We start from the raw sequence: 17,112 nt of genomic DNA on the forward strand, positions 1-17,112 counted from the left end.
GCGATGGCCGGTTTCCGGAGTCTGGCGAGACAGGTCCGCGACCCGCGGTGCGATCTGGCACTGCGGCGCTACTCACTGCGCAAGTGCCTTGAGAGGTTTGCTCCTTACGGGCACAGGGCGACCTGGGACCATTTGTGCTCCCGGGCAGGGTTCGGTCCCGAGGACCGCTCTCCCGACCCGGCGCGGCTCGTGGCCGCACTGGAGGAGCTGGAGGAAGCGCGCTCGGTCTGGCTGGCCTACGAGGTCGGGTTCGCCGAGCGGCGCAAGAAGGAGAAGCACGACGGGCTGCGCCGGCCGGGCACGGTGGACGACTGGCACCGGCTGACCTGGGGCGGTTTCGGTGTCGCCTGGTGCGACGACCCGCGGGTGCACCCCCGCGAACCGCTGGCGGAGGTGCTGCGCCGGCTGATCTCCGGCCTGGAGCGCGAGCCGGGCACCGGTTGCCCGGTGTGCGGCGCGGAGCGCCTGATCTGGAAGTACGACCTGGACCACGAACCCTCTACGGGTCCGGTCTGCACTCACTGCGGAATTCTCGTGCCACGGCCCGTGCTCAGCCCCGAGGCCCTGGCGGACGCAAGGCGCGGAAGGCTGCTGGTGTCGGCCTAGTACGGCGGGGGTGCGCCGGGGATGCCGCACCCCCTGTTCCAACGACCTTGTCCATCCGTGTCAAAGAGCTGGCCCACTGTTTCAAAGAGCTGGCCCATGGGCTGTCTGCCGGTGGGGCCGTTGTCAGTGGGGGCTGGCAGGCTTGAGGCATGGTGCAGGTGTGTCTCAACGGGGTGCGGGGGTCCGCCGACGGTGCGATGGTGCCGCTGACTCCGGAAGCGATGGCCGAGTCCGCGGCCGAAGCCGTCGCGGCCGGGGCCACGGACATCCACGTCCACCCCAAGACACCATGCGGCCACGACTCGTTGTCGCCCCGCGTGATCGGCCCGGTGCTCGAGGCGATACGGGCGCGGGTGTCGGTCCCGGTCGGTGTGACCACGGGCGCCTGGGCGGAACCGGATCCGGCGGCACGGCTGGAGCGCGTCCGGAGCTGGGCCGGTCTGTCCTCCAGACCCGACCACGCCTCGGTCAACTGGCATGAGCAGGGCGCCGAGGAGATCGCCGCCGCGCTGCTCGACCTGGGCGTGGGCGTCGAGGCCGGTATCTGGTCCGGGACGGACGGGGCGGCACGGTTCGCGGCCTCACCGCTCGGCCCGAGAGTGCTCCGCGTGCTCGCCGAGGTGACGGACACCTCGGCGGACACGGCGCAGGAGACCGCGCGTGCGCTGCTGACCGACCTGCGCCCGGCGCCCGGCCGCCCCGTGCTGCTGCACGGCGAGGACGGCGGCGCATGGCCGGTGCTGCGGCTGGCGGGCCGGGTCGGGCTCGCGACCCGGACGGGCCTGGAGGACACCCTGTTCCTGCCGGACGGGGAACGGGCCTTGTCCAACGCTCAGTTGGTCGCCGAAGCACTGGCCCAGTACGGGTGCGCCCAGCGCTCGTCGTAGGGCAGCGCGAGAAGCTCGGCACGGATCGCCAGGTCGGGCTCGCCCTGGGCACGCAGGCGGGCGGCACCGGGGCCGGCCAGCCAGCTGCGCAGGTCCGCGAGGCCGGCGTCCTCGCTGCCGTCGTACCACCAGGAGAACGGGGAGGAGTCGGACAGCAGGTCGTAGAGCCAGACGTCGGTGCAGTGGGCGAGGTGCGCGTCGGCGACCGGGCCCGGCCCCCAACAGTCCAGGAACGGGACCACGTTTTTGGCGATGGTGACGCAGGTGTCGAAGATGTCGTCGATGCCGTAGTGCGGTTCGGGCTTGGTGAGGGCGTCCTGCCACCAGGCGTTCAGGAACGCCTCGATCGCGGCAGCCTGCTCGGCGGGCCAGGAGCGCCAGTCCACCCGGCTCAGCCCGTGGGCCAGGTAACCGATCGCGCCCAGGGTCCCGTCGGCCATGGCCCGTGCGGCCTGCGGCAGCAGGCGTCGCATGGCGGCCGTGTGGTCGTCGAAGTGGTCGGGCACCTCGAAGAGGTAGTACTGCACCACGTCCACGGGTATCGGCACATGCGGCGTGCGCAGATACGCGGTCTCCTCGGGGGCATGACAGTAACCGCAACCGGTCTCGTCGAAGCTGGCGAAACCGTCGAAGACCGTGTCGATGTCCGCCAGGGCGGCGTCAAGGGCAGCTGAAGGCATGGGAGTTGATCCCGTCAGGACTCCGTGCGCGGCATGCCGTGCCAGCCGAAGATCGCGACGTTACCAGCCGCTAATCCGCTCGCTCCACCCCTTTCCCGTCCGGACAGTTGGGAGGCGATGAAACCGAACCGAGCGACCCCGGAAGCCTAGGAGTCCCCATGTCGACGCTGCGCGTCACCGCCGAAGTGCTGACCGTCCACGAGCATCCGAACGCCGATGCGCTCGAACTGGCCCAGGTGGGCCTGTACCGGGCCGTCGTCGCCAAGGGCGCGTACCGCACCGGCGACGCCGCCGTGTACATCCCCGAGCAGTCCGTGCTGCCCACCGGGCTGATCGAGGAGCTGGGGCTGACCGGGCGGCTGGCGGGGAGCAACTCGGACCGTGTCAAGGCGGTGCGGCTGCGCGGTGAGCTGTCGCAGGGCATCGTGTGCCGGCCGAAGGCCCTGGCGGACGTCGACCTCGCGCGGGCCGCGCTGGACGGGACGGACTTCGCGGAGCAGCTCGGCATCACCAAGTGGGTGCCGCCGATCCCGCCCACGATGGACGGCGAGGTCGAGTCCGCGCCCGAACTGCTGCCCTGGGTGGACATCGAGAACATCCAGCGGTTTCCGGACATCTTCACACCGGGCGAGGCTGTGGTCCTGACCGAGAAGCTGCACGGCTCGGCCTGCCTGTTGACCTATCTCGCCGAAGAGGACCGCGTGCACGTCTCCTCCAAGGGCTTCGGCGCCAAGTCCCTGGCCCTGAAGGAGGATCCGCGCAATCTGTACTGGCGGGCGATGCACGGCCACGGCGTCGCCGAGGTCGCCGCCCGGCTCGCCGAGCGCCTGGGGGCACGCCGGGTCGGGATCTTCGGCGAGGTGTACGGCGCGGGGGTCCAGGACCTGACGTACGGCGCGGACGGGCGGCGCGAGAGCCTGGGGTACGCCGTGTTCGACGTCTCCGCGGAGATCGACGGCACTGTGCGGTGGCTTGATGCGGCCGAACTGCTGGGCGGGGAGCTGCCGTTGGTGCCGCGGCTCTTCGAGGGGGCGTACGACATCGATCGTGTGCTGGAGGTTGCGAGCGGGCGGGAGACCGTGTCGGGGCGGGGGCTGCATCTGCGGGAGGGGGTCGTGATCCGACCTGCCGTCGAGCGGTACAGCCCCGTGACCGGGGGCCGGGCGATCGCGAAAGCGGTGAGTGCGGCCTATCTGACGCGGAAGGGCGGCACGGAGTACGAGTGAACGAGGGTGGCGTATGACCGGTGCCGGTGCGGGCGGGCGGGCGGGCGGGCGGGCGGCGGTGTCACTTGCCACGCCGGCGGGGTACCGCTTTCTTTGGGCCGGGAGCCACCCCAACGACCCGCGACTGCCCACAGGCTACGCGGGCCTCGCCGCCCGCAGGCTGCCCGGGTCTCGCCGCCCGCAGGCTGCCCGGGTCTCGCCAGCCGCAGGCTGCCCCGGCCTCGGCAGCCGCAGGCCACGCGGGCCTCACTGGCCGCGGGTAAGCGGGCCTCCCCACCCACAGGCTGCCGGGTCTCGCCGCCCGCACGCTGCCCCAGCCTCACCGGCCGCAAGCCACGCGGGCCTCACTGGCCGCGGGTAGGCGGGCCTCGGCGCTCGCAGCCTGCCGGGTCTCGCCGCCCGCAGGCTGCCCCAGCCTCGGTGCCCGTAGGCTGCGCGGGGCTCACTGGCCGCGGGTAGGCGGGCCTCACCGGCCGCACGCTGCCCCAGCCTCGGCGCCCGCAGGCTGCCTGGGTCTCGCCGGCAGCACGCTACGCAGGCCTGACCGACGACTGCGGTGGCACTGCCGGACGCGACACTGCTGCCCTGGAAGCAGAGCTGGGGCCGGTCGAACAGACCGCCGCCCGCCCCGCCCGCCGCGTCGGCGGCATCCTTCGCCACGGGAGCCGACTCGCCCGGCCGCAGGCTGCCCCGGCCTCAGCGGCCGTAGGCCACGCGGGCCTCACCGGCCGTAGGCCGCTACGCGCGCTTTCGTCGTCGTTCTACCATCAGGCGCGAACCCGTCTGCCGTTCGCCGAACATGTCGTCCGGGTTGGACAGGACGCAGCCGTCGAGCGACAGGCAGCCGCAGCCGATGCAGTCCGTCAGGTGGTCGCGGAGGCGGTTGAGCTGGCTGATGCGCTGGTCGAGTTCGGAGCGCCAGGCCTCGGAGAGACGGGCCCAGTCCTCCCGGGTGGGGGTGCGTTCCTCGGGGAGCTCGGCGAGCGCCTCGCGGATGGTGGCCAGGGGGATGCCGACGCGCTGTGCGGCGCGCACGAAGGCGACCCGGCGCAGCGTGTCGCGGTGGTAACGGCGTTGGTTGCCCGCGGTCCGCCGACTGCTGATCAGACCCTTGGACTCGTAGAAGTGCAGGGCGGAGACGGCGGCGCCGCTGCGCGCGGCAAGCTGGCCGACCGTGAGCTCGTGGATCTTCTCTGGAATCTGGGGCATCCCTCGAACCCTACCCATCCGTACCCGGCCGTTGTCCGTTGACATTGGTTTCGCGGGCGACCATGCTAAGCAGTTGCTTAGACATTGCGAGGCATGGGAGGCCGGGACATGGCAGAGCCGAAAATCTTCACGTCGGTCGACGAGCTCAAGGCGGCCGTTGGCGAGCAGCTGGGGTACACCGACTGGCTGGATATCGACCAGAAGCGGATCGATCTCTTCGCGGAGGCCACCGGCGACCACCAGTGGATCCACGTCGATCCGGAGAAGGCCGCGGCGGGCCCCTTCGGGACGACGATCGCGCACGGCTATCTCACCCTGTCGCTGCTGCCGCTCTTCGGCCCTCAGCTGATGAGCGTCGAGGGCGTGAAGATGGGCGTCAACTACGGCACCAACAAGGTCCGTTTCCCCGCCCCCGTCCCGGTCGGCTCGCGCCTTCGCGCCACCGGGAAGATCAGCAGCGTCGAGGACGTCCCGGGCGGCGTCCAGCTGGCCGTCGCCTACACCGTGGAGCGCGAGGGCGGGGACAAGCCGGTCTGCGTGGCCGAGTCGGTGGCCCGCTTCTACGTCTGAGCAGTGGCCCGGCGGGCTACTTGACCCCCACCATGCGCAGCACGAGGTCGGCGTCGAGCGCGCCGACCTCGTCGGGCGTCCAGGGCCCGTCGACGTTGAACCAGCGGGCGACGTCGATGCAGAGCGACATGACGGCGAGAGTGGTGCCCTTGACGTCCAGCACCTGGAACTCGCCGGACGCGATGCCGTCCTCGATGATCCCCCGCACCTCCGCGTCGCACTGCCGGCGCAGCGCAAGGATCTCCTCGCGGGCGTCCGGGCCGAGCGAGTCCAGTTCGTACTGCACGACCCTGGCGGTCGTCCGGCCGCCCGCGTGCCAGCGGACGAAGGAGCTCACGGCGTCGGCGAGCCGCTCGGTCGCGGTGCCCTCGCGCCGGGCCGCCGTCTGCAGGATCTCCAGGGCCTTCTCGTGGCCGATCCGGCTGATCCGGTGGAGCAGCTCTTCCTTGGTCTTGTAGTGGATGTAGAGCGCGGCAGGGCTCATGCCGGCGCGGCCCGCGATGTCACGGGTCGTCGTGGCGTGGTACCCGCGCTCGGCGAAGGCCTCCACCGCGGCGATCAGCAGCCGTCGGGCCGCGTCGGGCGTGACCTCACCCCACGCGGACGTCTCGCCGCCGGCCGTCTCCTCCGCCGTACTCATCGCTCGCTCGCCCCTCTCGCAGACAGACACCCCACCATACCGCCCAAGGTGAGCGAGCGCTTAGCGTGGCCGCTCAGAGCTTCTCGAAAGGGGCTCAGAGCTTCTCAAAGGGGTGGTACGCGCGCTCCGTCGCCTCCTGCCGGTCGCGGATCACCTTGGCGAGGGTGAAGGCGGAGGTGACGAGGTACAGGACCGCGATCCCGAGGAACGCCCGCACCCAGGCGTCGGCGTTCAGCCGGAAGATACCGATGGCGGTCGCGGCCATGGCGATCGCGAAGGAGGCGACGGCCTGGCCGTAGAAGGCCGCGGTGTTCTGCTGCTTTCCGGATGTGTCACTCATGGGGACAAGGGTCGGCGGATGTGGCCGGCCCCACATCCGCCGAGATACTCAGCTCAGGTACTCAGAACGCCGAAACCCCCGTCAGGGCACGCCCGATGAGCAGTTTCTGGATCTGGCTGGTGCCCTCGTAGAGGGTCATCACACGGGCGTCGCGCAGTAGCTTGCCCGCCGGGTACTCGTCGATGTAGCCGTAGCCGCCGAAGACCTGGAGGGCGTTGTTGGCGGCGCGGACGGCGGCCTCCGAGGCGAAGAGCTTGGCCTTGGACGACTCGACGGCGAAGGACTGCCCGCGGTCGATCAGGTCGGCGACCCGCCAGGTCAGCAGGCGGGCCGCGTCCACGTCGACGGCGATGTCGCTGATCAGCTCCTGTACGAGCTGGTGCTGCGCGATGGACTTGCCGAACTGCTCGCGCTCGCCCGCGTACCGCACCGCCGCGTCCAGCGCGGCCTGGGCTATGCCCACACAGCCCGCCGCGACCGACATCCGCCCCTTGGCCAGGGCCGACATGGCGACCGAGAAGCCCTTGCCCTCCTCCCCCAGCATCGCGGAGGCGGGCACGCGGACGTCCTCCAGGATCAGTTCGGCGGTCGCCTGGCCGCGCAGTCCGAGCTTGCCGTGGATGGTGCGGCGGGTGAGGCCGGGGGTGTCGGTCGGCACCAGGAAGGCGGAGACGCCCTTGTGGCCGGGGGCGTCGGTGGAGCGGGCGAACAGCAGCACCACATCGGCCCAGGTGCCATTGGTGATGAACATCTTGGCGCCGTTGATGACGTAGTCGTCGCCGTCGAGCACCGCGCGCGTGGAGAGGTTGCCGGCGTCGGAGCCGGTGCCCGGCTCGGTGAGGCCGAAGCAGCCGACGTACTCGCCGGAGGTGAGTCCTGGCAGCCACTGCCGCTTCTGATCCTCGCTCCCCCAGGCGGCGATCGTCTTGGCGACCAGGCCTAGCGACACGGACACGATGCCGCGCACGGAGGAGTCACCGCGCCCGAGCTCCTCCGTGACCAGGCAGTACGCGAGGTGATCGCCGCCCGAGCCGCCGTACTCCTCGTCGACGGTCAGACCGAGGAAGCCGACCTCGCCGAGCTTCTTCACGATGGACCGGTCGACCTCCTCGGCCCGGTCCCAGGCGATGACGTTCGGGGCGATCTCGCGGTCCACGAAGTCCTTGGCGAGCCGCCGGACGGCTTCCTGCTCGTCACTGAGCTCCAGATTCATGACCGGTCACCCCACTCGAGATACTGCACATTTAAATTAGCACTGCTAGTTTCACTCGCGCAGCCCTACTATGTGCGCCATGGCCCGACCGCGCAAGCCCTTGCTCAGCACCGACCGCATCGTCGAGACGGCACGCGCGCTGGTGGACTCGGAGGGCCTCGCGGCCGTCTCCACGCGTCGGCTCGCCGCGGAACTGGGGGTGAGCGGGCCCTCGCTCTACAACCACTTCCGCACCAAGGACGAGATCCTGGAGGCGGTCGCCGACTCGGTGAGCGCGCAGGTCGACCTGTCGATGTTCGAGGACGGCCGCGAGTGGCGGACCGCACTGCACGACTGGGCCGTCTCCTACCGGGCCGCACTGCGCGACCACCCCAACATCGTCCCGGTGCTCGCCCAGGGGCCGGGGCGCCGTCCCGCCGGACTGCGCCTCGCGGACGCCGTCTACGGCGCGATGGTCGACGCGGGCTGGCCGCCGGCGCAGGCCACCTCCATCGGCGCGCTGATGCGGTACTTCATCATGGGCTCCGCGCTCGGCTCCTTCGCCGGGGGCTTCGTGGACGACCAGAGCGCGTACGACCCCGCCGACTATCCGCACCTCGGCCAGGCGCACCTGCTCGCCGAGCAGCAGGAGAAGATCGACGAGCGGGCCTTCGAGACGGGGCTCACGGCTCTCCTCGACGGCCTGGTGCAGCAGTACGAGCAGGTGAAGCGGGCCGTCTAGCCACACTTCGGCGACCGCCGAACTGTCCGTGTCCCATGCTGGGGTGCATGACCACCAGGGAACCCCAGGCCCCTCGGCTGGCCCGGCTCGCCGGGCTGATCGCCGACGAGACACGGGCCACCTGTCTGCTGGCGCTGCTCGACGGGCGGGCGTGGACCGCCGGTGAGCTGGCGCGGCATGCGGGGGTCGCCGCGTCGACGCTGAGCGAACATCTGGGCAAGCTCGTCGCGGGCAACCTCCTCGCGGAGGAGCGACAGGGACGGCACCGGTATGTGCGCCTTGCCGACGCGCGGGTCGCCCAGCTCGTGGAGGACCTCGCCGCGCAGGTCTCGCCGGGCGCGGCCGCACGGCCACGGAACCTGCGGGAGTCGAGCGCCGGGTCGGCGATGGCGCGGGGGCGGACTTGTTACGACCATCTGGCCGGGCGGCTGGGGATTGCGGTGACCGATGCGATGACGTTGCGCGGGCTTTTGCGGCAGGACGCGGGGTTCGCTCTGACCGACGCGGGGGTTCGATGGTTCGACACCATCGGTCTCTCCCTCGACCGCAGGGGCCGGCGGCCGTTGGCCCGTGCGTGCCTTGACTGGACTGAGCGGCGGCCGCATCTGGCGGGAGTCGCCGGGGCAGCGCTTTGTCGGCATGTGCTGGATTCGGGTTGGTGTGTACGGATCGGCTCCGAGCGGGCGGTGAAAGTGACTCCGTCGGGTGAGCGGGCGATGCACGACCTGCTGGGCATCGAGGCCGATTCACTGCGGTAGTTGCGAACCTGCTGGTCCGTCGTGGCTGGTCGCGCAGTTCCCCGCGCCCCTTGAGGGGCGCTGCAGTCACCGTCCGAAATCCGCGAGCCCCAACCTCATTCCCCTCCTAGCCTCTGGAGCATGATGAACTCCCGTCGTACCGACCTCCTCGCCCCCGCTGCCGCTGCGGTCACCGTCGTGTTGTGGGCCTCCGCCTTCGTCTCGATCCGGAGCGCCGGTGCTGCTTATTCGCCGGGGGCGTTGGCGCTCGGGCGGCTGTCGGCCGGGGCGATCTCCCTCGGGGCGATCTGGCTGCTACGGCGGGAAGGGTTGCCGCCGCGAAGCGCCTGGCGGGGGATCGCGATATCCGGGGTGCTCTGGTTCGGGTTCTACATGGTGGTGCTGAACTGGGGGGAGCAGCAGGTCGACGCCGGTACTGCGGCGCTGGTGGTGAACATCGGGCCCATCCTCATCGCCCTGCTCGGTGCGCGGCTGCTCGGGGATCCGATGCCGCCGCGGCTGCTGGCGGGGATGGCGGTGTCGTTCGCGGGGGCGGTGGCGGTCGGGCTGTCGATGTCGGGAGGCGGCGGGTCGTCGGTGCTCGGGGTGGTGCTGTGTCTGCTTGCGGCGGTCGGTTATGCGGGTGGTGTCGTCGCGCAGAAGCCCGCCCTGGCGAAGGCCAGTGCCCTGCAGGTGACGACGTTCGGGTGTCTCGTCGGGGCGGTGGGGTGTCTGCCGTTCGCCGGGCAGCTGGTGGGCGAGGCGGCCGACGCGCCGCTGTCGGCGACGCTCAACATGGTGTATCTGGGGGTGTTCCCGACCGCTCTCGCCTTCACCACCTGGGCGTATGCCCTGGCTCGCACGACCGCCAGCCGGATGGGGGCGACCACGTACGCGGTGCCCGCGCTGGTCGTGCTGATGTCGTGGCTGGCGCTCGGTGAGGTGCCGGGGCTGCTCACGCTGGGCGGCGGTGTGCTGTGCCTGGCGGGCGTCGCGGTTTCCCGGTCGCGGCCGAGGACTGCGGCCGTGCGGGCTGCGGCGCCGGAGAGCACTCCGGAACCGCAGCCCGAGGGTGCCTCGGAATCAGCCTGAACGCACCCGGCCCGCAAGGACCTTGATGGACAGCAGGGCGATCACGGACAGGGCGATGATGTAGCCGGACAACGGGTGTGCACGATGGTTGTACGGAGCATCTGGGGGCTCCGCCCCAAACCCCCATCGGCCTGAACGGCCTCGTCCTCAAACGCCGGACGGGCTGTAAATGCCAACGCCGGTCAGAAGGTGACCAGCGCGCGTCCGCCTCTTCCCGCCAGCATGTTCTCGAACGCCGCCGGGATGCCGTCCAGGCCGATCCGTTCCGTCACGAGTGCGCCCAGGTCCAGGCGGCCCGCCCGGACGTGCTCGGCCAGCACCGGGAGGTCCTTCGCCGGGTCCGAGTTGCCGTACACGCATCCCGCGAGGGTCCTGCCCCAGTGGAAGATCTCGAGGGCGTTGAAGGTGACCTGCTGGTCCTTTCCGCCGATGCCGACCACCGTCGTGCGGCCGCCGCGGCGGGTGGAGTCCCAGGCCGTGCGGATCGTCGACGCACGGCCCACGCATTCGATCGCCACGTCGACGCCTTGCTTGTCGGTCAGTCCGCGGATCTCCCTGGCCGTCGTCTCGGATGCGACGACGTAGTCCGTGGCGCCTGCGCCGCGCGCCAGCTCCTCCTTCTCCGGGGAGACGTCGACGGCGACGATGCGTGCGGCGCCCGCGATGCGGGCCGCCTGGAGCGCGGCCAGGCCCACTCCTCCGACGCCGTACACCGCCACCGTCTCGCCCGGCCGGACCTGCGCCGAGTGGTGGACGGCGCCGTACCCGGTGAGGACCGCGCAGCCCAGGAGGGCGGCGTCCGTGAGGGGGATCCCCTCCGGGAGGGGCAGGACGCAGCCTGCCGAGACGACCGTCTCCTCGGCGAACGCGGCGACGTTCAGGCCGGGGTGGAGGTCGGAGCCGTCGGAGGAGCGGTGGGCGTACACGTCCGCGGCGCCGTTCAGGGCGTTGGCGCACAGCCACACCTCGCCGAGCGTGCAGGCGTGGCAACTGCCGCAGGACGGCGCCCAGTTGAGGACGACCTCGGCGCCGGGCGAGACATGGGTGACGCCTTCGCCGACGGCGACGACCGTGCCGGCGCCCTCGTGGCCGAGGACGGCGGGGACCGGCACCCGCATGGTGCCGTTGGACAGGGAGAGGTCGGAGTGGCACACCCCGGCGGCGGCGAGACGGACGCGGACCTGGCCGGGGCCGGGGTCCGGGAGGTCGATGCCGGTGATCTCCAGCGGGGCACCCACGGCGGGAAGGACTGCTGCGCGAACCATGGATACGCTCCTCAGAACTGCAGGGACTTGGTCTGGAGGTACTCGGACAGCCCGTGCGTGCCGAGCTCGCGGCCGACGCCCGACTGCTTGTAACCGCCGAAGGGGGCAAGGGGGTTGAAGCGGCCGCCGTTGATGTCGACCTGGCCGGTGTCCATACGGCGGGCGAAGGCCACCGCCTCCGCCTCGTCGCCGGCCCAGACGGCGCCCGCGAGGCCGTAGACCGTGCCGTTGGCGATGCGCAGGGCGTCCTCCTCGTCCTCGTAGCGGAGGATGGACAGGACCGGGCCGAAGATCTCCTCCTGGGCGATCGTCATCTCGGGGGTGACGTCGGCGAAGACCGTCGGGGAGATGAAGTAGCCCTGCTCGCGCGGGGATTCGGTGCCGCCGGCGACCAGCCGCGCGCCCTCCGCCAGGCCCTTGTCGATGTAACTGAGCACCCGCGCCCGCTGCTTGGCGTTGACCACCGGGCCGATGCGGTCGCCGTACTTGGCGGCGGCGGTGGCGGCCAGCCCGACCGCCTCCTCGTACTGGTCCCGGTGGACGAGCATGCGGGTCCAGGCGCTGCACGTCTGCCCGGAGTTGGACATGACGTTGGCGACGCCGACATTGACGGCCTTGGCGAGGTCGGCGCTCGGCAGGATGACGTTGGCGGACTTGCCGCCCAGCTCCAGGGCGACCTTCTTGATCGCGGCGCCAGCCGTCGCGCCGATCTGCCGGCCGACGGCCGTGGAGCCGGTGAAGGAGACCAGGTCGACGCCCGGGTGCTCGGCGAGGGCCTGGCCCGCGACCGGGCCGAGACCGGTGACCAGGTTGAAGACGCCCGCGGGGACGCCCGCCTCGTGGACCGCCTCGGCGAAGAGCTGCGCGGTGAGCGGGGTGTCCTCGGCGGGCTTCAGGACCACGGTGCAGCCCGCCGCGAGGGCCGGGGCGACCTTGGCGACGATCTGGTGCAGAGGGTAGTTCCAGGGGGTGATCGCGCCGACCACGCCGACCGGCTCCAGGTGGACGGTCGAGTTGCCGGCCTTCTCCTCGAAGGCGTAGGTCGCCGCCAGCTCGGCGTAGGAGCCCGCGACCGCGATCGGCACGGCGGCGTGGACGTTCTGCGAGAACTGCAGGGGCGAGCCGAGTTCGGCGGTGACCGTCTCGGCGATCTCGTCCTTGCGGGCCACGAGGACGTCCCTCAGGGCGGCCAGCCGGGCGGCCCGCTCGGCGGGCGGGGTCGCGGCCCAGGCGGGGAAGGCGGCGCGGGCGGCCCGTACGGCGTGGTCGACATCCGCGGCGGTACCGGCGGGAACACGACAAATGACCTGTTCGTCGACCGGGTTCACGACGTCGATCGCGTCCTGGCCTGCGGCGGGGCGCCAGGCACCGCCGATGTACATGCCGTCGTAAGCCTTCATCGTGCTCCTCCGAGGCGGGGACGTCGTCCGCGTGACAACCTATCGACAGGCACACAAACTAGCGCCGGTAGTTTTCAACCGCCAGATCGGCACCGCCCTGAAGGGGCGCGGGGAACTGCGCGACAAGCCACAACGGAGCCGCAGACTCCGATCAACCCATCCCGGCACCCCCTGCGGAGCAAAACCTCACTCGTCGAGATCGGGCAGCCGAGCCGGAGCCGGACAAATCCGCTCCCCGTGCTGATCGAAGACGAACAGATGGGCGATATCGACAAGCAGCGGCACCTGCATCCCATGCCGGAGTTCAATATCGGGCGTGGTCCGGACCACCAGGTCACCCGGGAGGCGAGCCTCGGCGGACACCGGCTCGGCCGGGTCGGCGTCCGCCGGGTCGTCCATGACCACCACAGGCCCGGCCCGCAGGGCCCCCGCGCGGTCCCGCAGGCGCTCCAGGACGGTCGGGCCGCCCTCCCGGCGGCGGCGCCGGGACGGGCGGGAAGCAAGACGCGGGGCCTCCAGGTCCGGTACGACGGCGGGCTGCGAACCGGTGTTGAAGTGGACGAGGACCTCGTGGCCCTGGAACTCCACGTGCTCCACGAGACCGGTCAGCGCCACTTCGCCGGGGCGGGCGGAGGCGGGCTTGGCGATGCGGATGGCCTCCGAGCGCAGCCCGACGATCACCTCCCGGCCCTGCTGCACCCGCAGCAACTGGTGGTCCAGACAGAGCGGTTCGGGCAGCCGCAGGTACTGCTTGCCGAGGCTGATGGTCATGGCGCCGTCGAGCGGGGCGCGGACCAGGCCGCGCAGCAGGTTGATGCGCGGGGTGCCGATGAAGGCGGCGACGAAGACGTTGCGGGGCAGGGCGTAGACCATGCGCGGGGTGTCCAGCTGCTGCAGGACGCCGCCGCGCAGGACGGCGACCCGGTCGCCGAGCGACATGGCCTCGGCCTGGTCGTGGGTGACGTAGACCGTGGTGACGCCCAGCTCCCGGGTGAGCTTGGAGATCTCGGCCCGCAGGTGGTTGCGGAGCTTGGCGTCGAGGTTGGACAGCGGCTCGTCCATCAGGAAGGCGGAGGGATGGCGGGCGATGGCACGGCCCATGGCGACGCGCTGGCGTTCGCCGCCGGAGAGCTGGCTGGGGAAGCGGTCGAGGAGGTCCTCGATGCCGAGCATGCGGGCGGTGGCGTCGACGCGCGGGCGCGGGTCCTCGCCGGGGTTCTCGACGCGCAGGGGGAAGCCGATGTTGCCGCGGCTCGTCATGTTCGGGTACAGGGCGAAGTTCTGGAACACCATCGCCATGTTCCGCTCGGACGGGAGCAGTTCGTTGGAGTGCTCGCCGTCCAGCAGCAGCCGGCCCTCAGTGATCTCCTCCAGCCCGGCGATCATCCGGAGCACGGTGGACTTTCCGCAGCCGGACGGCCCGAGCAGCACGAGGAATTCGCCGGGGTGGATGTCCAGCGACAGCCGGTCCACCACCCGAACGCCTCGTGTATAGGTCTTGCTCACGTCGTGCAGAGAGATGGCGCGTGTCATGGCACTGCCCCCGGGGGCGTACTGAGCGAGTCCTGATGCTCCGCGGTCGAACGGCCCGTACGGGACGCACGGGCTGTGAGTCACGGAAGTTAACGGACCGTACGCACTCGGGGGAAGACTCATGACGGAATCGGGTCCTTCGTTCCGCCCAGCGAGAAAGCGGACGCGGCGGCGCGGCGCGCTCGTCCCGGGTCAGCGGGTGGCCGCGAGGTGGGCGAACACGACGACGTTGCTGCTGTAGCCGGTTCTGCGGGTGAACAGGCCGCCGCAGGTCAGCACCCGCAGCTCGGGGCGTGAACTCGGGCCGTACACCTCCTTGTCGGGGAAGCGGTCCTTGTCGAAGATCCGTACGCGGTCCACGGTGTAGACGGCGGTGCGGCCGTCTTCGCGCCGGACCTCGATCCGGGCCCCTGGGTGCACCTGCGCGAGGGCGGCGAAGACCGCGGCGCCGGACCTCGTGTCGCGGTGGCCGACGGCGATGGCAGTGCCGGTCTCCCCCGGTGACGGGCCGTCCTGATACCAGCCGACGAGTCTGGGCTTGTCGAGCGGCGGGGTCTCCAGCTGCCGGTCGGCGCCGACCCGCACCCCGATGACCGGCGCGTCGATGCCCAGGGACGGTACGCGCAGGGCGGCCGCCGGTGACCGGGGCAGTGGCCGGGGCGGGGTGGCGGGTTGTGCGGGCGCGGCCGGCTCGGAGGCCCGAGGGCGCCCGTCGGCAGGGCCGGGGGCCGGTTCGGCAGGCGCCTCGACGGGCGCCGGGCCCCCGGCCCGGACGGATTCGGCCGGGTGGTGGTGATGCCCCCCGTACCGGAAGACCGTCACCAGGGCGGCCACGATCATGGCCGTCCTGGTGAGGCGGTAGGCGCGGGTCCGGTGCCAGGGCCTGCGTCGCCTGCGCCCGGGGCTCGCCCGTCGGACCGGGCCTGCGTCGTGGGGTCTGGCACGCACTCGCCCGGAGGGGGGCGCCGGACAGGTCCTACTCGGCACCGTGGGAGCGGCGGCGCAGCAGCGTCCGGACGTACACGGCTCCGCCGACGGCGACCAGCCCGACGCCTCCGGCCGCGCCCAGCGGGGTGTATGCCTGCACGGTGTCGACGAGGCCGCCGCCGCCGGCGTGGACGCCGCCCTTCGGCCCGTGGTCCTCGATCGTGTGGCTCGGGCCGGCCTGCCCCCGGTCGTGCCTGCCGTGGCAGTCGACGGAGAAGACCTTCTCCTTCGGCGCGACGGGCGGCGTGGGCGGCACGGTCGGCGGAATGATCCACTGGAGGGTGTACCTGCCGTCGGCGAGCCCCAGGATGTCGGTGTGCCCGGCACCGCCGGCGAGGGAGATGGTGCCGCTCACGGTGGCTGCGGTGGGCAGCGGGGGCTGAGCCGTGATGGTGTAGGAGACGGACGTCAGGTCGCCGAAGTTCGCGGCGTCGAGGTAGAACCGGCAGACAACGGGGTCGTCCTTCGAGACGCCGTAGGGCACTCGCTCACTGTGGATCCTGATGTCGGCACCGTCACCGGGGGCGGCCGAAGCGGCGGACGTCGCGGACCAGGAGGCCCCGGCCGCAATGAGTACGGTGAGGGCCGCGGCTCCCAGACGGGCGGCTGCGGACGGGGGCAGCAAGGTGGGCATGGACGTTCCTCCGAGTCAGACGATTTTCATACAAATCGCTCTTTCATCTGACTCTCTTTCACATCCGCCCGGCGTGTTGCCGCAGCACCACCCGACTCGCCGTCAGATATCCCTCGCCCGGCGCAACGGAGTGTCCGCCGGGCGCCCGCCCGGAGCTGCCCCGGCCACCTGACCGCCGCCCGGAGCGGCCGGCGCGCGCAGGGCGCTGCCCGCCGAGAACAACAGCAGCGCCCCGAGCATCACGAAGGGCGCCGCCACGCCCGCGACCCCCGCGACCACACCCGCGGCGGCGGGCGCGGCGACCTGGCCGAGGCGGTTGCCGGTCAGGCGCAGGGCCAGGGCCGTGGAACGGGCGCCGTCCGGGGCCGCCTGGACGACGGTCGTCATGGACAGCGGCTGGCCCACGCCGAGGCAGAAGCCGAGGGCGGCCAGCACCACACCGAGCGCCCACACCGGCATCGGCAGTGCGATCCCGCCGCACAGGACGGCCGCCAGCAGGCAGGTCACGGTGAGCAGCACCGGCCGCCCGAGCAGCCGCAGCAGCGGGGTGAGGACGAGACGGCAGGCGATGGTGGCGCCCGCGCGCAGGCTGAGCAGCACACCGATCACCGCCGGCGCGATGCCCCGGTGTTCGCCGACCACCGGCAGATAGGCGGTGAGGATGTCGGTGGCGGACAGCACCGAGAGGCTGATGAGCATGCCCGCCGGGACTCCCCGGGCCCGCAGGATGCTGCCGACCGCGACGCGATCGCCCTGTTCCGTACGGGACTTGACCGCCGTACGGTCCTCGATGCGCCACAGCGAGGTGAACGCGACCGCGGCTCCCGCACCCGCCACCACCAGGGCCAGCGCGCTGGTGCCCGCCATGTCGGGCCCGCCGATCAGCGCGCCCGCCGCGATCGGGCCGACCAGCTGGCCGAGCGAGGCGCCGATGGTGAAGTGGCCGAAGTTGCGGTCCTGTTCGTGCGGGGCGGACTGGCGGGCGACGAGCGACTGGGCACCGATCACGAAGCACAGGTGGCCCAGGCCCATCACGCCGCTCCAGACCGCCATCGCCCAGAGGGAGCCCGCGAGTCCGCTCAGCGCACAGCCGCCCGCTATCAGGACGACGCCGACGGGCAGCAGGGGTGCGCAGCGGCCGTGGTCGGTGCGGCGGCCCAGCGGTACCGCGGCGAAGAGCGGCAACAGCGCGTACACGCCCGCGATGACGCCGACCGCCCGCTCGTCGGCGCCCAGCGCGAGGGCCCGGTAGGAGACGGCGGGCCGGGCCATCGACACCGCCCCCTGCGCGAAGCCGAAGGCGATGACGAGACGGAGCAGCCAGCCGCGGTTCCTACCGGGCCCCATGTGCGAGTCCTCCTGAATTCCTGGA

Annotated in this window: 18 protein-coding genes; 7 read left to right on the forward strand and 11 right to left on the reverse strand. The window is 71.7% G+C overall.

From position 1 onward, the window contains the following. The first annotated feature begins 3 nt into the window (after positions 1 to 3). Both IH68_RS0140450 and IH68_RS0140455 read left to right on the forward strand, forming a co-directional pair. Positions 4 to 606 carry a hypothetical protein gene (locus IH68_RS0140450; RefSeq protein WP_030946196.1) on the forward strand — a complete coding sequence of 201 codons (603 nt, stop codon included), beginning with the start codon at positions 4 to 6 and terminating at the stop codon, positions 604 to 606. 149 nt (positions 607 to 755) lie between these two features. Continuing rightward, positions 756 to 1,493, forward strand: coding sequence for a 3-keto-5-aminohexanoate cleavage protein (locus IH68_RS0140455; protein WP_030946197.1), 738 nt, complete (start codon positions 756 to 758; stop codon positions 1,491 to 1,493). Here IH68_RS0140455 and IH68_RS0140460 read toward each other — a convergent pair. Continuing rightward, positions 1,439 to 2,173, reverse strand: coding sequence for a hypothetical protein (locus tag IH68_RS0140460; protein ID WP_030946198.1), 735 nt, complete (start codon positions 2,171 to 2,173; stop codon positions 1,439 to 1,441). The genes IH68_RS0140455 and IH68_RS0140460 overlap by 55 nt on opposite strands. Before the next feature lie 158 nt (positions 2,174 to 2,331). Here IH68_RS0140460 and IH68_RS0140465 point away from each other — a divergent pair, with 158 nt between their 5' ends. Further along, a complete protein-coding gene (locus IH68_RS0140465) occupies positions 2,332 to 3,399 on the forward strand; it encodes an RNA ligase (ATP) (RefSeq protein ID WP_030946200.1) in 1,068 nt (355 codons plus the stop codon). Positions 3,400 to 4,137: 738 nt separating this feature from the next. Here the strand turns inward: IH68_RS0140465 and soxR are convergent. Then, positions 4,138 to 4,608 (reverse strand): redox-sensitive transcriptional activator SoxR, encoded by a 471-nt coding sequence (gene soxR, locus IH68_RS0140470; protein ID WP_030946202.1) that lies wholly within the window; start codon positions 4,606 to 4,608, stop codon positions 4,138 to 4,140. A gap of 108 nt (positions 4,609 to 4,716) precedes the next feature. On the opposite strand from soxR, the gene IH68_RS0140475 reads away from it, so the two are divergent. Next, a complete protein-coding gene (locus tag IH68_RS0140475; RefSeq protein WP_030946207.1) occupies positions 4,717 to 5,178 on the forward strand; it encodes a MaoC family dehydratase in 462 nt (153 codons plus the stop codon). Between the two features lie 16 nt (positions 5,179 to 5,194). On the opposite strand, the gene IH68_RS0140480 is transcribed toward IH68_RS0140475, so the two are convergent. The 3 genes from IH68_RS0140480 to IH68_RS0140490 all read right to left on the reverse strand — a co-directional run bounded on the left by IH68_RS0140480 (position 5,195) and on the right by IH68_RS0140490 (position 7,371). After that, positions 5,195 to 5,818 carry a TetR/AcrR family transcriptional regulator gene (locus tag IH68_RS0140480; protein ID WP_030946209.1) on the reverse strand — a complete coding sequence of 208 codons (624 nt, stop codon included), beginning with the start codon at positions 5,816 to 5,818 and terminating at the stop codon, positions 5,195 to 5,197. Positions 5,819 to 5,912: 94 nt separating this feature from the next. Then, entirely contained in the window at positions 5,913 to 6,158 is a 246-nt protein-coding gene (locus tag IH68_RS0140485; RefSeq protein WP_030946212.1) for a YiaA/YiaB family inner membrane protein, read from the reverse strand. A 61-nt stretch (positions 6,159 to 6,219) separates the two neighbouring features. Next, positions 6,220 to 7,371, reverse strand: coding sequence for an acyl-CoA dehydrogenase family protein (locus IH68_RS0140490; RefSeq protein ID WP_030946225.1), 1,152 nt, complete (start codon positions 7,369 to 7,371; stop codon positions 6,220 to 6,222). 79 nt (positions 7,372 to 7,450) lie between these two features. Between IH68_RS0140490 and IH68_RS0140495 the strand changes: the two genes are divergently transcribed. The 3 genes from IH68_RS0140495 to IH68_RS0140505 all read left to right on the forward strand — a co-directional run bounded on the left by IH68_RS0140495 (position 7,451) and on the right by IH68_RS0140505 (position 9,921). Then, a complete protein-coding gene (locus IH68_RS0140495) occupies positions 7,451 to 8,092 on the forward strand; it encodes a TetR/AcrR family transcriptional regulator (RefSeq protein ID WP_030946227.1) in 642 nt (213 codons plus the stop codon). Between the two features lie 35 nt (positions 8,093 to 8,127). Next, on the forward strand, positions 8,128 to 8,850 hold the full coding sequence (locus IH68_RS0140500) for a helix-turn-helix domain-containing protein (RefSeq protein WP_030946231.1): 723 nt from the start codon (positions 8,128 to 8,130) through the stop codon (positions 8,848 to 8,850). Between the two features lie 123 nt (positions 8,851 to 8,973). Further along, a complete protein-coding gene (locus IH68_RS0140505; protein ID WP_030946235.1) occupies positions 8,974 to 9,921 on the forward strand; it encodes a DMT family transporter in 948 nt (315 codons plus the stop codon). Between the two features lie 182 nt (positions 9,922 to 10,103). Here the strand turns inward: IH68_RS0140505 and IH68_RS0140515 are convergent, their stop codons facing one another. The 6 genes from IH68_RS0140515 to IH68_RS0140540 all read right to left on the reverse strand — a co-directional run bounded on the left by IH68_RS0140515 (position 10,104) and on the right by IH68_RS0140540 (position 17,087). Next, the gene (locus IH68_RS0140515) at positions 10,104 to 11,186 is read right to left on the reverse strand and encodes a zinc-binding dehydrogenase (RefSeq protein WP_030946238.1); all 1,083 of its coding nucleotides are present in this window, start codon (positions 11,184 to 11,186) and stop codon (positions 10,104 to 10,106) included. Positions 11,187 to 11,197: 11 nt separating this feature from the next. Further along, the gene (locus IH68_RS0140520; RefSeq protein WP_030946239.1) at positions 11,198 to 12,586 is read right to left on the reverse strand and encodes an aldehyde dehydrogenase family protein; all 1,389 of its coding nucleotides are present in this window, start codon (positions 12,584 to 12,586) and stop codon (positions 11,198 to 11,200) included. A gap of 186 nt (positions 12,587 to 12,772) precedes the next feature. Further along, entirely contained in the window at positions 12,773 to 14,119 is a 1,347-nt protein-coding gene (locus IH68_RS0140525; RefSeq protein ID WP_030946243.1) for an ABC transporter ATP-binding protein, read from the reverse strand. Between the two features lie 192 nt (positions 14,120 to 14,311). Continuing rightward, entirely contained in the window at positions 14,312 to 14,959 is a 648-nt protein-coding gene (locus IH68_RS0140530) for a class F sortase (RefSeq protein ID WP_030946245.1), read from the reverse strand. A 136-nt stretch (positions 14,960 to 15,095) separates the two neighbouring features. Beyond that, positions 15,096 to 15,740 (reverse strand): hypothetical protein, encoded by a 645-nt coding sequence (locus IH68_RS0140535; protein WP_030946248.1) that lies wholly within the window; start codon positions 15,738 to 15,740, stop codon positions 15,096 to 15,098. Positions 15,741 to 15,842: 102 nt separating this feature from the next. Further along, positions 15,843 to 17,087, reverse strand: coding sequence for an MFS transporter (locus IH68_RS0140540; RefSeq protein ID WP_030946252.1), 1,245 nt, complete (start codon positions 17,085 to 17,087; stop codon positions 15,843 to 15,845). Positions 17,088 to 17,112 lie beyond the last annotated feature (25 nt).

It is taken from the genome of Streptomyces sp. NRRL S-646, assembly GCF_000720765.1.
GTDB lineage: Bacteria > Actinomycetota > Actinomycetes > Streptomycetales > Streptomycetaceae > Streptomyces.